General features: G+C 33.7%; 10 protein-coding genes. 7 read left to right on the forward strand and 3 right to left on the reverse strand.

The genetic code is table 11. The features are described 5' to 3' along the window. Positions 1 to 161: 161 nt before the first annotated feature. The 7 genes from KAI37_RS05240 (at position 162) to KAI37_RS05270 (ending at position 12,786) form a co-directional block, all read left to right on the forward strand. Positions 162 to 704 carry a hypothetical protein gene (locus KAI37_RS05240; protein WP_220030852.1) on the forward strand — a complete coding sequence of 181 codons (543 nt, stop codon included), beginning with the start codon at positions 162 to 164 and terminating at the stop codon, positions 702 to 704. A gap of 75 nt (positions 705 to 779) precedes the next feature. After that, positions 780 to 1,118: a nucleoside triphosphate pyrophosphohydrolase gene (locus KAI37_RS05245; protein WP_220030853.1), complete on the forward strand. Its 339-nt coding sequence runs from the start codon at positions 780 to 782 to the stop codon at positions 1,116 to 1,118. A gap of 273 nt (positions 1,119 to 1,391) precedes the next feature. After that, positions 1,392 to 3,200 (forward strand): DNA phosphorothioation-dependent restriction protein DptF, encoded by a 1,809-nt coding sequence (gene dptF, locus KAI37_RS05250; protein ID WP_220030854.1) that lies wholly within the window; start codon positions 1,392 to 1,394, stop codon positions 3,198 to 3,200. A gap of 5 nt (positions 3,201 to 3,205) precedes the next feature. Continuing rightward, entirely contained in the window at positions 3,206 to 4,591 is a 1,386-nt protein-coding gene (dptG, locus tag KAI37_RS05255; RefSeq protein WP_220030855.1) for a DNA phosphorothioation-dependent restriction protein DptG, read from the forward strand. Further along, on the forward strand, positions 4,572 to 9,770 hold the full coding sequence (dptH, locus tag KAI37_RS05260; protein ID WP_220030856.1) for a DNA phosphorothioation-dependent restriction protein DptH: 5,199 nt from the start codon (positions 4,572 to 4,574) through the stop codon (positions 9,768 to 9,770). The genes dptG and dptH overlap by 20 nt, the downstream gene beginning before the upstream one ends. A 59-nt stretch (positions 9,771 to 9,829) precedes the next feature. Beyond that, complete coding sequence (locus tag KAI37_RS05265; protein ID WP_220030857.1) at positions 9,830 to 10,246, forward strand: GIY-YIG nuclease family protein; 417 nt, start codon at positions 9,830 to 9,832, stop codon at positions 10,244 to 10,246. Beyond that, on the forward strand, positions 10,216 to 12,786 hold the full coding sequence (locus KAI37_RS05270; RefSeq protein WP_220030858.1) for a DUF4357 domain-containing protein: 2,571 nt from the start codon (positions 10,216 to 10,218) through the stop codon (positions 12,784 to 12,786). Before KAI37_RS05265 ends, KAI37_RS05270 begins: the two co-directional genes overlap by 31 nt. Before the next feature lie 357 nt (positions 12,787 to 13,143). Here KAI37_RS05270 and KAI37_RS05275 read toward each other — a convergent pair whose 3' ends face one another. Genes KAI37_RS05275 through dndD form a run of 3 tightly spaced genes read right to left on the reverse strand, consistent with a single transcriptional unit; the run spans position 13,144 to position 16,666 of the window. Further along, positions 13,144 to 14,277: a cysteine desulfurase family protein gene (locus tag KAI37_RS05275; protein WP_220030859.1), complete on the reverse strand. Its 1,134-nt coding sequence runs from the start codon at positions 14,275 to 14,277 to the stop codon at positions 13,144 to 13,146. Positions 14,278 to 14,294: 17 nt separating this feature from the next. Next, a complete protein-coding gene (locus KAI37_RS05280) occupies positions 14,295 to 14,672 on the reverse strand; it encodes a DndE family protein (protein ID WP_220030860.1) in 378 nt (125 codons plus the stop codon). Continuing rightward, positions 14,669 to 16,666 (reverse strand): DNA sulfur modification protein DndD, encoded by a 1,998-nt coding sequence (gene dndD, locus KAI37_RS05285; RefSeq protein ID WP_220030861.1) that lies wholly within the window; start codon positions 16,664 to 16,666, stop codon positions 14,669 to 14,671. The genes KAI37_RS05280 and dndD overlap by 4 nt, the downstream gene beginning before the upstream one ends. Between the last annotated feature and the right edge of the window lie 8 nt (positions 16,667 to 16,674).

Consider the following 16,674-nt stretch of genomic DNA (forward strand, 5'->3'; position numbering starts at 1 on the left):
CATTGTTTCAGGATTTTGCAAAATTCGATACCAGTCGCTCCGAAGTGCAAGGATATAGACGAACTAAACCATTTCGATCCATATCTTGTTCATTGGAAATCGCTTATGGGATTTTTGCAAATTCCTCGTTTATGAAATTTTAATTCAGGAGTTGATTCCCCTTGAAACATTACTCCTTAAGTCCCCAACTACATAGTGATTCCGATTTCAAACTGCCTAAGTACAGTGACACCTACATATTCAATTGCATGATGGATTTTCAAAAGCTTGCCGAATACCAGATCAAGCTTGCACAGATGATGCGCGACCATAATCAGTTTCAAAATTGCCTCATTCTTTGTGATCAAGCGATGTTTTCTATGGCTAAGGCCATTTATGTTCATCGAAACCAAATCATTCCATTGTATATTCGTTTATCCGTGACTGACCTGTTTCCTTTAATTCACACAGAGGCTGAGCCCAATTTAGATATGGTGCTGTTTATCGGTACGGTACATTATCTGGTTTCAGGAGAAGATGATGTATCTAAAGAACCGATGAAGCTGGGGGAAGTAGACAAGTTGCTTTATAAAACGGACTCTATTCTAGAGTCTCTGTCACAGCGAATCGTAGCTGATCCGTCTAAGCGGTATCCATCTATTTATAAAGAAAATTCATTCAATGAATCGTTAGATCTTTTATCAATAATACCTGATTCTTTTTGAGCCAATGATATAATGACGAAAAGGAATATGTTGGATTACGGCTTAAAGTTCTATAACAGAAAGGGTGTATTCCATATGCCTACATACAACAAGCTGGTACGAGATCGAATTCCGCACCTCATTATGTCTCAGGGCAAGGAATGTCGGACACGCATTTTGGACCCAGAGGAATACAAGCAGGAACTGCGAACCAAGCTTCGTGAAGAAGTCGAGGAATATTTTGTAGCGGACAAAGATCAGGATGCGCTGGAAGAGCTGGCGGATATGCTGGAAGTCATTCGAGCGCTGGCAGAAGAACATGGAGCGAATGCAGAAGAGCTGGACAAGCTGCGGACGGACAAAGCCGAGGCACGGGGCGGATTCCAGGAGCGGGTGTTTTTAATTGATGTGGATGAGGATACAACATACCTCTGAGGTTGTATTATGACTTCTTTTATTATGCAGTCCGGGGTGAATCGATGAGAAATCGGCTTATTTGCTCCAGTACGCTTAAAGTCTAGCCAAGTGATACACATGGTGAAATGAAAAAAATAAGCCTATTTTCAATTGAAAGAGAAATTATGGCAGGAATATGCTATAAAATGTCGAAATAGTAGTTCTTTAGATTCAATTTATCCTTGTTTTGGTAGGCGGTATGGATTATTTTAGGTGAATGAAAACAGTGTATAACTGTGGAGGAATTAATTTATGGATGCTAATAAAAATGAGTACTTTATTGATGTTCTAAAAAGATGTAAACAATCTTCAAAAGAAGCTGTAGAAAATCTAGATGAATTCAGTGAGTTTAAAAGATATATGCATGTTCAAAGGCCGGTAGAAGTAGAATTAGAGACAATGATTAATGATGCCTATTCTACCGAAAAGGCTCATTTAATTTTGGTTTGCGGTGGAGTAGGGGATGGGAAGTCACATATTCTTTCGTACTTGAAAAATAAATATGATTTCTTAAATGATAAAAGTAGCTTTTATTTGCATAATGATGCTACAGAAAGTTTCTCACCTCGTAAGACATCCATTGAAACGCTGGCGAACGTACTTAAACCGTTTTCTGATCAAGGTCTTCGAGAAGAAGGTGCTCAGAATATTGTTTTAGCGATTAACTTAGGGGCATTAAATAACTTCATTGATTCCGAAGAAGGAAAATCTTTCTCTCGTTTACGAGATTATGTACATCAAAAAAGGATCCTAGAGACTGTAATCGAAGATACTCCTGCAGTTGATGATGATACATTTAAATTTGTGAATTTTAGCGATTATCACATTTATGAACTCACTGAGGCAAGGCCAAAATCAAGTTATATTAAGAGTATTTTTCAAAAGATTACTCAGAAATCTGATGATAATCCATTTTATCAAGCTTATTTAAGGGATTACGAAAATAATAAAGAACTTTCCTTGAAAAATCCCATTATACAAAATTACGAGTTGTTTCAGCATGAGGATATACAGGAAAAGATTATTGATCTATTAATACAAGCCATGGTAAAGGAAAAATTAATTATATCCACTCGGGCTTTACTTGATTTTGTATATAACATTTTGGTGCCATCTTCTATGGAAAACATGAACTATTCGCAAGTAAAGGAATATGTGCAAAATCAAAATTTTAAGTCATATGTAGCTTGTTTGCTAGCATTCCAATTATTTGAGAAAACTGATGCTTCCTCTATACATCGCGCTATACATCAAATTAATCCAACAAGAATCAGGACTGAAAAATTAGATCAATATCTCATTGAATTTAAGTCTCGAAAAGATGGAGCCTACCTTTTTGCACAATATATAGATATTAATAGAATGTCGTATTTTGCAAGATCTTTTATATTGAATTCTCCATGGAGAAATACAGAAAGTAAAGATTATCAACAATATAAAAAAATGATTATAAAATTGTTTGTTTATTTGTATTATCTGATCCCTAAAGAGGAACATCATTCTTTTCAAGATAATGTCTATAACCAGTTCATGAAAAATTTATACCACTGGAATAAACGGGAGTGGGGTAAGCTCTCTAAGTTATATCGAGAAGACGTTAGAGAGGCCATATATAAATGGAATGGCGAAAGCAATGGGGACCTGATTTATATTCAAGTGGGACAACCTCAAACGCAATATTATGCTTTACAAAAATTAGAGGTAGAACCACACGTTAATCGATCGACTATTTTAATGGAAAAAGAGTTATCTAAATTTCTAACAGTAATGACATTACAGTTTAAAGCCAGAAATTCTGTTTACTCTGAAGAAGATTCGATTGCTTCAATTGATATAGATTTTTCTTTGTATTCCTTGTTAATTCGAATTAAAAACGGATATCGTCCAAATAAGAAAGATAAATTTCAATTTATTAAGTTTGTTGAGTTCATTGGTAGGCTAAGTAGCATAGGAAATCAGAAAGAGGAGATTGTGTTTGAGAGTAAGCAATTTGGCAAAATAACTCGGTATCGTTTGAAATTCGACTCAACGTTTGATCAATATTCGTTTATGGAGACGTGAATATAATGAATTATTATTTAAATACAGAGTTGATTAGGGAAAAATTTAAATTTACATCTTCTATTAGACACAACCCTAAAACGGAATTGGAATTTCTTCCTTATAACACGAAATTTAAAGAGAGACAATATAATTTCAGAGAAGTAGTTGGAGAATTCATTAGATTAGTCGGACAGAAAAAACTTCCTGAAGATGTGAACTCGGATGATTTGGTTGACAGGGTACTAAATACGATTGATTTTGAAAATATGAATCAGCGTAGTGTATTTAAGCAAATGATAAAAACATTGTTTTTAGATGAACACAATCAATTATACCTATTTCATCCTAAGACTTTATATTATATAAATACTGCTGAAAATGAAAATAAAAAGCTCGCAATATTTCTATACAATGTTTTATGGAACCAAGAAGAGCCATTAGCAGTAGAAAATATCCAAGAAAGTTCTTATGATCTTATGAGTGATCTGCTTTTTAAATCACTTCCTGAGTTATGTGAAATAACGGAAAAACCTAAAAATTATGAAATGTTATTACCCGAAATTTCAAAACTATTTATTCAGGATTTCAAATGGTTACTTACAAAGAGTGATTTATTCACTTTGCAGGTCGAAAAAATGGTTTCTTATTACTATTTTTTCTATGTTAGTCAATTGTCTTTAAGAAACGAAGCGATGTTTACTCCTTTTGAAAAGGAAATTAAACCTATTTATTTTACTTTTGAAGGAGAAGAAAAACTATCTAAAACACGTGTGAGTTATGAGTATGGTTGGAGAAAATTGGAAAAAACGATAAATCGTACTTTTTCACATGTTAATTTTTTGAAAGTACTTAATCTCTCTAATGGAGGTTCTATTTATACTTATCAAGATATCGCTTGCAGAATTCGTAATATGCCTCAAGAAGAGCTTGAAATATTGGATCAACAGGTTTTTCAACTGATGGAAGAGTACAAGAATAAGCTTTCTGGGGATATAAAATGGGAGCTTATGGGTACAGTGATGCGCCCATATGATATTCCTGTATTAAATAATATGTATTTGTTCTTTAATATGATTGATCATCAATTTAATCAAACCGGTCGTTCTAAGCCTTATAATGATTATAAACAATGGTTTGTACATTTCTGTCAAAAATCGTTTCTTAAATCACGAGGAAGATCTGGAAAGATGCTTATTTTAGATACAGATTATCTTTTGTTCTTTACTAAAATGATTATCCAAGACATGCCTAAAATAAGATTGAAAAAGTTGTTTGAAGAATTCGAAGCAAGAGGAATTATTTTTGATCGTGATACTCAAACAGCTATTGTAGATTATTTTGAAAAGCTTAATTTGCTTGAGAAAAAAAGTGATAGTGGGGATGCAATATATGTCAAAGCATTTTTATAATTATCTAGCTCAACAGATCCAAAAATTCTTTTCGGATATTAATGTTCAGCCAGGAGAAAAGTATCATATTCAATTTGAACGAACAGAACAAGTAGAGAATCTTGTAGAGCAAGTTGGTTTATTAGATCATGTAGAACCTTTCTATATGCAAACAGCGGAAGAGTTATTTCAAACGATATGTTTAGTGAATGATACGGTGAAAATTCTTATAGCTTCAAATATACATGAGGTTACGCCGGATTTTTTGACAACTCTACGTAATAAAGTAGGTACACAGGAAGAACAATTTACTGATAAAGCAATGTTGCTTATTCATAATTCTAGTTTAGATAGTTTGGTGCAAGGAATGACTTCATTTTCAAAAGAAGGAATGCCGTTTCACATTAGCTCTATTGAAAAAAATTTACAGGAATTGATGAAGGGTTCGAATCTTTCCAAAGAAGAAAAACTAATTTTACAATTCATTATGGAGTCAAATAAGGCTCAACAAGGCTTACATGAACAAATCACTTTGTTTGATTATGAGAATATTATGAACGTTCTAAATAATGAAAAATTAGAAGCAAATGATTATAAAGAATTTAGTTTGTTTTATGATTCGGAATTGTTTCATACTCCAAGATCGGATAAACAGATTATAGAACGCTTGAAAGATAATCAATCTTTGTTTAGCGATGTCGAAATGATTCACCAGTATGGACCAATTGATGTTGGTCTAGAAAGACATTTTGATGAACAAGGTGTAAAAGCACTATCAGTTTCTGAATGGCAGGATACTGACTTTGGAACGGTTAGACGTTCTAATCAAAAAAAACTTGAGGGTAAAGGGCTTGAGTATATTGAACCTAATAAGAAGTTATCTCTCGAAGGACTGACTTATTGGGAGAAAGCAGATGGTGAAACTAAAAGTAAGCAACGAAAAAGAAATATTATTGTATTTAATCCTGAGTTCAATAAAACAATTACACTAGAATTCCCTTTTAATGATTTTATAAAAAATCAGTATATTAATAAAAATGAAATGAAGCACAAATTGGACTCAGAAGCGTCTGGAAAAAAAATCAAAGTTTGTTTACATCATGAACCCGGTCAGACAAGCTTCTATGGGTTAAGGTATAAAACAGAAGTATCTCAAACATATGATTTTAGAATTGCGATCGTTGAATCTAAAGAAAAATTAATTCAATCCATTCAAACCTCTTTTACAATTAATTTATCTAAATCTAAAGGTTCGTGTATCCTAATAAACTCTGATGATGATCAGTGGATTCTAAATAAAGGTGCGTCCGAGGTACTAAAAGCAGAGCTTAGCAGTGAGATAGGAAGTAATCAGTTTGATATGACAGAGTCTGATGAGCTAGTTATCCTTAAAAATGCAGATATGGCTAATGAAGAAGAATTACTTCAGTTCGAAATACGATTGCCCTATACTAAAATTCCTTTTGCATTAAGGGATATAGTGGAACGTCCTGCTCCGATAAGTGGTTTCAGTGTGTGGAAATTAAAAAGGGAAAAACAAGCGCATTTTGTGTACCGCTTTGAGAATGAAAAGATGAAGATTGTTCAAGGTACACGTGAGACATATGCGCAGGGCGACTTTAAAAAGAACTTAGAACGGGAACTTAAACTAATTGAGTCTAACCACATGTATTTTTGTGAAGAAGCTGGAGAGATTATACCTGAAGTTATTTCAGTATCAGAATATTTAAGAGACTCCTATTTTGATTTACTAAGATTTTTTAGAGCAAATGATTTGCTTCCGAGCTTGGCTTTTTTTAATGATGAATATACAGCATTAGCCAGAAATTATGTTAACGCATTTTTAAAAGAGTTAAATGAATTGGAGAATGGGCAATCTTTGGATTATTTGCAAAGAGATTTAGCGTTGATCGGAACCATTAAAAAGGGTCCTAAAGATCCGGAGTGGCTTTTCACCCCTTTGCATCCCTTAAATATCGCATATCAGTTACAATTAAACGATCTTATAGGTTCAGAGGTAATAAATGATGAACTACTTCGTTCTTTAAGACCAACTAACTTATTACCTTACGTCTCATTTAATAATTCAAGATTGTTTAAAGCTGTTGAGAACAGCGATTCATTTGAATGGTTAACCTATATTGATCAGAGTTTACCAAGATTTGAATCTTCTAAATTTTTTGTGAGTAAACTTGTGCAGGAGAAAATTGTAGAGTTTACAGAGCATTTTTCTTATCTATTCGAATTAGATTATAGGGCTCCTTTAAAAATTAACACGATCAACATGGGAGATTGCCAAGAGATTTTACAGGGATTATTTGAATATTATAAACGTCAGCTTAAAAACAAGATTGAAAAAATAGATTTATTACCTATTGAACTTCACATCTATGCTGAAAAAAGAATCAACAATGTTTTTGAAGAAATGTCGCAGTATTCAGATGCTGAGGAAATAGCGAAGATTTTTAATCTGAAGTTAGATTTGGAAGGTTACCATCCAGAAGAACTTCTTAATATTTTCCGAGAACAGGTTAAGTTTTATTCAAAAGACGTTCAAGCCAATGAATATGAATATAGTCATGTGACTTTTTATCAAATGAGCAAAATTGAGCAGGTCGCGACGAGTAATGCGTCAGAAATGATTACCGGGGTTTCACTTTTTGGGTTGGTTTCGGGTATTCCATCTGTATTTATAAATGATGATTACAAAACAGGATTCGGTACGAAGTATTACCGAAAATCAGAGACTCATCTACTTTCAATTGCTCCAAAGCTAAATTCATTGTTACGTGTTGCTCGTACGCTGGACAACTACCAAGAAGATATGAATATTGTCACCGCAATTTCAGCTGTTCATAAACAGAAGCTGGACTTAGTGTATGATTCAGCACACTGGGTTACCTTTATTGAGCCAAAAGTCGACTTAAGTTTCTTTAAAAATGATGATGCTCAAAAAGACTTGTTAGTTATTCACTATAGTGATCAATATACTTCATCAAGTGGATTTGACGCTATAACAGTAACTAAACGTTCTAAACAATATGAGCGTCTTATTGAAGAGTTTTTAAAATCTCAAAATATTGAATGTACTAAAGAAGATTTACCTCCAATCATTAACTTTTTCAATGCTATAAACGGAAACTGGCTGCTACGATTACTAGCACAAAAAAATCAATTTCCAAGAGAGAAAATTAGTGTTTTGTCTGCAGTGAAGTTGGCGCTTGCCTCATTAGCACATCGAGATATTATTTGGATTCCGATTTCAATGGAAGAAGTACTTCGAATCTCGGGAGGTACGGGATTAAAGCAAGCTGAAGGATTGTTTTCGACTAAAAATTTGGGGAAATTCGGGTCTTATAGTGATGATCTTTTATTAGTTGGTATAGAAGATCAAAAAGGTAAACTTTTTGTGCATTTATATCCGGTCGAAGTGAAAATAGGTAATAACTCCTCTGCTGTATATGATAAAGCAATTAATCAAGTAAAAGAAACAAAAGGACTATTAGTAGAATTTTTAAACGATGAAAAATCTTTTAAAGCGAAATTGTATCGTAATTTCTTTATCCAATTGGCAATTTCAAGTGCTGAAAAAATGAAACTTTATAGTATTTGGCCTGAACAGTATTGGCAAAATATAACCAGTAGCTATCTGAGAGAGAAACTTTCAAATGATGATTACCAAATCTGTAATACACTGCAAGAGTATATCGGGCATGGTGCAGTAATTTCATTTAAGAAAGATGTTGTTTTTACTGATATAAAGAAGACCGAGGATGTATTAATATTTAATTATCCCGAACAAAGCGGGTACGACTTCCTTGTGAAAAGTATCGAGGAAATTAAAGACCATATACAAAGTGATTACGGTGATATTCCCAAGGATCAATTACTTTCTAATCTATATGATTCCAAAAGTGACTACGTAAAAACCAATGAGACCGAGGAAAATTCGATTCGGTTAATAGCTGAAGGCAATGGTGAATATCGAGTATCTAGTTATCATGAGGTCGCATCAACTACCTTAGAGTCAAAAGATGTAGACGCTCATAAATCAATTTCTACAAAACCATTGGAGATTTTGTTTGGTCATAATGCACAGAGTGGAGAAGAAATAAAATGGTATCCGACTACTACAGATAAAGTCATGCATACGAATACAGGTATTATTGGCACAATGGGGACAGGCAAGACTCAATTTACAAAATCATTAATTACTCAACTTTGTCGGAATAGTACAGATAATATTCACAGTACGTCAATTGGAATCTTAATATTTGACTATAAAGGTGACTACATTAAACCAGATTTTGTTAATGTAACGAAAGCGAAGGTTTATGATTTATATCATTTGCCATATAATCCGCTATCATTGTATATTACTGAACCAGTTAGGCCCTTATTACCTATGCACACCAGCAATTCATTGACTGATACTATCAGTAGGGCTTTTAACTTAGGATCAGTACAATCCATTACTTTGAAAGATTTAATTATGGATGCATACGCTCAAAAAGGGATACTTAAAGGGGATCGCTCAACATGGAGCAACCCAGCTCCAACCTTTAAAGATATTTACGATTTATATTCTCAAAGAGAAGGAGTAAAGATCGATAGTCTCTATGCTGCATTAAAGGAATTATATGATACTGAAGTTTTTGAGCCTGCTGCTGATCAAACAATTCCTTTGTTTGATATGGTTGAAGGAATTACTGTAATTAACTTGTCTGGATTTAACGAAAGTATTCAAAATTTAGTAGTGTCTATAACTTTAGATGTATTCTATAACCAAATGCAAATGCAAGGTCATAGTGCGATTAAGGGGAACTATCGTGAAATTACAAAAATGATTTTGGTTGATGAAGCAGATAACTTCTTGAGTAAAAACTTCACTTCAATTAAAAAAATCCTTAAAGAAGGCCGAGAATATGGTGTAGGTACTATTTTATCTACGCAATTCCTTAGCCACTTTTCGACTTCTGATAACGATTACGCGAATTATATCTTGACTTGGATAGTTCATAGCGTTTCTGAAATGTCTGCTAAAGAGATCAGGATGGTATTTAGTACTCAAAATAAAGCAGAGGAAGAAAATATTATGAATAGAATTAAATCTTTGCAGAAGCACTATAGTATTGTCAAAGTAGGTTCAGATCAACCGATATGGATGAGAGATCGTGCATTTTGGGAGCTGGACAGCTAATTTATGAAATATAACGATTAAATTGAATAGAAAAACATTCAATTATTAGGGGTGTTTTTTTGGGGAAAAAATTAACTATTTATTTAATAGATGGCACAGAGATTGGCCCAAGAACTGTAGAAATTGGGAATTGGTCAGGTAAAGCGTTATATTCTTCTCGAATAAACATTCAAAAAGTTATTAGTAGATTTGAATTTGAAAAGCCAGGTATCTATATCTTGAAATCAGATCCTAAGCTATCCATATATACTGAAAGAATTTATATAGGAGAAGCAGAAAAATTAGGAAATAGGTTGAAACAACATTTAGTAGGCAGAGAATTTACGGAATTTATCGGATTTATTAGTAAAGATGAAATGTTAACAAAGGGACACATAAGAATGCAGAACTTGAAAACGATAAGCAACCAGATCTTCCTTCATTACCTGAAGCAGATATTTCTGATATGGAGTACTTTCTTGACCAAATTAAATTGATTTTACCAGTAATGAATTTTAGATTTTTGATCCCTTCAACAGTGAGAATTATTGAGTCGCAACCATTAAGTAGGGAATTGCAAGATGAAGAAAAGATGAAAGTATACACATTAAAAAATAAAAATATTTTTGCTAAATTAATCGAGTCTCAGCAGGGATATGTAGTATTAGCAGGCTCTCAAAGTAACAAGACAACATCTAATTCAATATCAGACGGTTGGAAAAAACTGAGACAGAAACTTCTGGATTCTAAGGTTTTAAAAGAAAATGGAGATTTTTATATATTTACGGAGGATGCTATATTTTCAAGTATTAGTGGAGCGTCGGCCTCAGTTTTGGGAAGGCAGGCAGCTGGCCCACTAGAATGGATCGATGATAAAGGAAACACTTATAAGGATAACCAGAAAGATAAATATGGAACCAAAAAAAATGAATGGGAATTGACAATTAAATTGAGTTTTAGAAGATGGAAAATAGAAATTTTGGAGGAATTAAAGTTGACTCAAGGAACAGAAATATCTGGATTTTTATCTAAGTATCAAGAATTAACTCAGGTTGACCCTGAAATGTCTCTTAAAGAAGAGGTAAAGAGTATTCTTAGAGATTATCGAAACTTCTGGGATGTTCATGCTGAATTAATTCAAAATGCAGTGGATGCAATTAATCGAAGATATCGTTTAATAAATGACCCAACCTATCACCTATATAATGAATTTCATCAATGCTTCCCTGAATACTCAGAGACTAGCTATATTGGCAAGATTGAAATAAGAATTAATACAATTACTAAGACTTTAACTATTCTAGATAACGGTGTTGGGATTGAATCAGAGAATATTGTAAAGTTTCTACTACCAAAAAGTTCTGGAAAAAAAATCAAACAAGACTACGGTTTTAAGGGATATGGTTTAACATTTGTTTCTTTTATTAGTCGACATCTTTCAGTTACAAGTAGAAAATTCACTGAAATAGATGCTTTTGAGTACGAAGTTTCAAATATTTTCGACTGGATAAGTTTAGAGGGTATGCCGCTTCCAAACTTTCCTGATCAGGCAATAATATCAGAAGATCCTGAAATGGGGGAGTGGAATACTAAAATTAGCCTTAGGTTCGACGATGACTATCAAAGGAGATTTGATGCAGTTGCAGCATTAGACCTAGTCAACAATATTCTTAATGATAGTAGTGATTTAGAAAGATTCTGTTATATTTTGAGAACTAAAACTGCGATAGGAAATACTAAAACCCTTTTCTCACTACCACCTATCGTACCAATTGATATTACACTTAAAGTAACGTTTCCTAATGGTACAGAAAGTGGATCAATAAATGTTCCATACTCATATTACCATCCAGCTCAGCATCCAGAAATAGCTTTGAATACTTTTGAATTTGCAAACTATATTACACAAATCCAAGCTGCAAACTTTACAAGAGGATTCAGAGGTTTGATGCATAATATTCCTGATTTTACAATAGGCCAAAGAACACCTATTAAATGTAATATTTATTTATCTGCTATAAGTTCTACACGATTGGGCAATATAGAGGATCAATTACGCTTGAATGAAATCCAAGATGCTGGTGCAAAGATCTCTTGTGGCATTTATTTATCTATTGATGGTATGCCGACTGGAATAAAACTTGATTCATGGGATAAAAAAGGTGGAGCATACAAAAGGTACTACGTTATAGTTGATTGCACTCTCGATATAAGTAATACATTAGACTCTGGACGAAAAGGCATCACAAGTTACTATGCTGATCTAATTGATTCTTCTGTTGTTAACTTGATTAATCAAACTCAAATTGGAGAATCAGATAGCTTTGCTAGCTATGCAAGTCGTGATTTAGACATAGGTCGTGGCCCGACTCCCGGCGGCGGAAATGGATTTAATATACCTGACTTTCAATTAGATATAAATAATGCTAAGGAACAACATAGGGTAGATGACACAAGATATTCTAATGAAGTAACGAAAATTCAAAAATATTCACCATTGATGTCTATTCCTCATTCAGAACAGGAAGTAGTAGCATTATTTTATGCTTTACTATCTCAGGATATTATTAAGGGGTACAATGTTCTTTACCAAGCTGGCTCTGAAAAAGTATACGATGCTTGTTACACTTATAACTTGCCTTTATTGGGGAACATAGAACCTGTAGATCCAATAGGATTTGGCAGACTGAGAGAACAAGAACTAAGAGTACGGGGATACGAAGAATATAACCATGCACATTTATACGCTGGACAAACTATATACCCTGAATTGTGCGTCGAATTCAAACTCTCAGCTGGTGGATTATTAAACGAATTAAATCGGCAATCCAATAAAGCTCCAAATCAAATTGATTTGTTAGTGGTTTGGGATACGTCGGTTCCGCCTCAGATATCTAGTACTTCATATACTCTTGTTCCAGTAAATCCGACTAATAGGATTTTCCATGGAAGCACACATAGATTGGGAATCCTTGGGTCGAGGAGCTCAGATATATATGTTATTTCTTTAAAGGATGTACTATCGTTTCTTCCTTAGTTCATTTTGAAACGAAACATCTCATTTAAGTTTGTTTGTTTTTATAGTGAGAACTCTGTTTGAGGTGTTTATATTTTATTAATAAATTCTATTTAAAAGAGCGAACAAGCAAAAAGACTTGGAACTACTTGAGTCTTTTTGCTTTAATTAACTCATTCACTTAAATCAAATAAACTAAGTATTTCCCCATAGTTTCTCACTCACAGGAACACTGAGTTTTAAGTTGCTTCGCTAAGCACTCCACACTTCGAACTAAATTTGCAGCTACTATTATTTTGTTTATTAATTACCAATAATCGGTCATATAATTACCGGAGTTATTTTCACCTGGTTTTTGTACAGAACAAATTTGATGAATTATTTAATTTCTCTAAATAATTCTAGTTGATTTTCGTTAACATCCGTACTTAAAGTAATTCTGACTGTTTGACGGACTTCTTCAAGCGATTTCCCCATAGCACTTAATACATGACTAGGTTTGCTAGAACTGCAAGCGGAGCCAGAGGAAAGGGCTGCAAAAGGGGAGAGCTTTTTTAAAAGCAATTCATTGTTAACACCAATAAATTGCAAACTAATCAAGCCGGGAATTTTATTTTTTTCGTCGCTATTAAATTTAACTTTGTCTCCTAAATTCGTTTTAAAGATGTCTGTTAGGTACTTTTCTAAATCATTTAACCTTTTTATATTTTTATAGAGGTTTTTATGAGCAAGCTCAGCTGCTTTCCCTAACCCTACAATATTGTGCACAGCTAGCGTACCACTCCGATAATTGTTTTCTTGTCCTCCCCCGTGGAGGAGAGGAGTGAGACGTGTAAAGATCTCTTTGGATTGTTTTCGTATTATTGCTGCTCCAACACCTTTTGGCCCGCCGATCTTATGGCCAGATAGAGATAAGAGTCGAACACCTTTAAGTTTATTCAAAGAAATTGGAACTTTTCCTACAACTTGGGTAGCGTCTGTGTGAAAAAAGAGACCGTTCTCTTCGAATACTAACGATAAATCCTCAATTGGATTTAAAGAACCTATTTCATTATTACCCCACATAATTGAAGTAAGCATAGGACTGTCATGTACAACTGCTTCTTTTATTTTTTGAATATCCACTCTAGCAAATTGATCTACATCCAAATAATTAATCTGGAAGTCATACTTTTCTAAATAATTAAATGTCTCAATAACTGATGGATGTTCTGCTTTTGAAGTAAGCATATTTTTGTTAACATCTGTTCGTCTCCCGTAATAGTCGGCAATCCCTTTGATGATCATATTGTTACTTTCGGTAGCACCACTGGTGAAAACAACTTCATCAGCATCGCACCCAAGAAGTTCGGCAACTTGTTCACGTGCTTTGGAGACTGCTTTTTTTGCATTTTCGGCCAGTAAATAGAACTTGCTAGAGGGATTACCATACTCTTCTCGTAAATAAGGTAGCATAGTTTCTAGAACTTCAGAATGAATTTTTGTCGTTGCACTATTGTCTAAATAAAGCATAATATCACTACTTTCAATTATAGTAGCAAGGCACGAATAAATTTTTCGTAATTTCCAGTACTTTTATACTCGGCAGCAAGTGCTCTAATTCCGCGTTCTAGGTGAGCATTAAAATAACCTGGAAAGAACTCTTCGTCTGAGAGTTCTTTCCCTGCTGCTTGGGTAATCATTGCACGGAAAATATAATCGTATTCGCCAGTTACTGTACTTCGGTTAAGAGAAAGCCCATCAGTAAAATCTTTTGTGATAGGTGTAAGCTCAGCAGAGGAATCTCCAATCTTTAAAGAGAGAGCTACTGCATAACGAATTAATATATTCGGCGTAATGCTTGTAGAAGCTTGGAGTTGTAAAAGTATATCTTTTGCATATTTGGAAGTTTTTAAAGTGAAATTCATAAGAGGGTGTTCTCCCTTGTGAAATTAAAGTATCGGCCTTGAACGATTTCTGCTGCTTCCAAAGTTTCATTAAATTCCAGCGTGTAACAGTTTGAAGTAATATCTTTAATTAGTTCAAATTGTTCGGAGGCAATTTCAGAATCTGTGGTAAACATCAAAACTTGATTGCCGCATTTAGGTACAAAATGTTGAATCAATGCTCTTTTGTGATCTTGATCAAGACGACCAAAAAGAGTGTCAAATACAAAAGGAAGTTTCCAACCTGAAACTTGAAACATTGCCCAAATTACGCTAAGCATAAGCATTTCTTTTTCCCCAGCAGATAAGCGTTCCTTGTTAATTTCTTGTTTCTCCTTATTGTAAAGATGCAATTCGAATGAAGAGTGGTCTATATGCATCCGTTCAATATATGATTTTTTTCTAAAGAGAATGTTAATCATTTTTGTAGCTTCTTTTGCTACATCATCTAGTTTTTTACGCCATTGCCTTTCTCTAAACCGTTGGCTCACATTTAATAGTTTTTCAGTCATAACAAAGGAGTTCTCAGCTTTATGAAAGTCTCTAATTTTTTCTGTTATCTTGTTAGAAGCGGTTGTTTTTATTCGAATGTTTTCTTTTAAAGTGTCTACTTCACTGGAAGCTAGCTCAATTGTAAGCTTTAGTTGCTCAATTCTTTTAGTCTTATTTTCTATACTTTCAAGTAGATCTTTAAATTCACTAGCCTGATCGTTTCTTTCAACAGCTTTTCTAAAATTCTGTGCTTCTTCTAATAGCTTTGTATTCGCATCAAATAATTGGATAAAACTAGAAGGATCTAAAGTTTGAATCTGTCTATACAAGCTATGAATCTCACTTTGCTGTTCAAAGGAAGCCCGGTGGAGTAATTGAATATTTTCAGGCCGAATTAAATTAAGAATACCCTCATATAGCTGATCCATATCTATCATTGCAGATGTCGTATTTTTCTGTAGATTGGTTAGCAATTCATTAAGTTTATTTTTTTCTAAGGTTGATGCAACAAACTCATAAGACTCATGCTCTTTCTCTAGGGAAAGTTGTCGAGCAACTTCTTTTAATTGTGTACGAGCAATATAAAAAGGCAGTAATGTATTTGCAAAAGTACGAATTTTATCGGTGTTGGCTTTTCTAGTATTTTCAATATAATTTATTTTTGTGACCAGCTCTTGCCGTCTTTCTTGAACTAAACCACCATGAATTTCAAACTCTTTTTTATCTTTTTTAACCAGATCAATTAAATTTATAATTTCGCCTTCGCTAGATGAAATCAATTCCTCAGTCTTTCCTAGCTTCTGTTCTAGTTCACTGATTTCAGTTCCCAATTTATTCTGCTCATCAATTTCTTTTGTTGCTTCCAGATTTTTTTGAGCATATTGTACTCGGTAAGTTTGTAAATCTTTTTCTAGGTTCATAAAGAGATCCAAGTTAAAAAGGATCTTTCCTGACTCGCTTAAATATTCAGGAATCTTTTCCTCAGAAACAATTTTGGAGATTTCTTCACCATCAAAAAGGCACAATTCAAATAATCGAGGCGGCATTTCTTCGCGCAGTCGATTTTGGAAATCTGAAATTTCTTGTGCATTTAAATGTTTCCCGTTTTTTTGAATTGAAAAGTATTCTTTGATTTTTTGATTTTTAAATCTCCAACTACGAATTAAGGAGTAATGATTGACCTCGAGGTCTTCCGTAGAAATATAGTCAAGTAAAATCTGAAAATCATTCTCACCTATTTGCAGAGCCCTGCGATTCAATAATGAGCGTATTTTGCGAAAATAAGGTTCATTATCAGTTATAAATCCGTAAGCCATCGAACCAAATAGTACAATTCGTAGAGACTCCAAAATAGTAGTCTTGCCAGCGCCATTCTTACCGCCTAGCAAGATAACATTATTTGTAGATGTTGTTCTAAAATCAAACTTGTTTAGGTTTCCGTAATAAGCGCCTATATTACGAAGCACCAATTTATTAATTTGCATTGAATATT

Source organism: Paenibacillus sp. S25 (genome assembly GCF_019454085.1).
GTDB lineage: Bacteria > Bacillota > Bacilli > Paenibacillales > Paenibacillaceae > Paenibacillus > Paenibacillus polymyxa_B.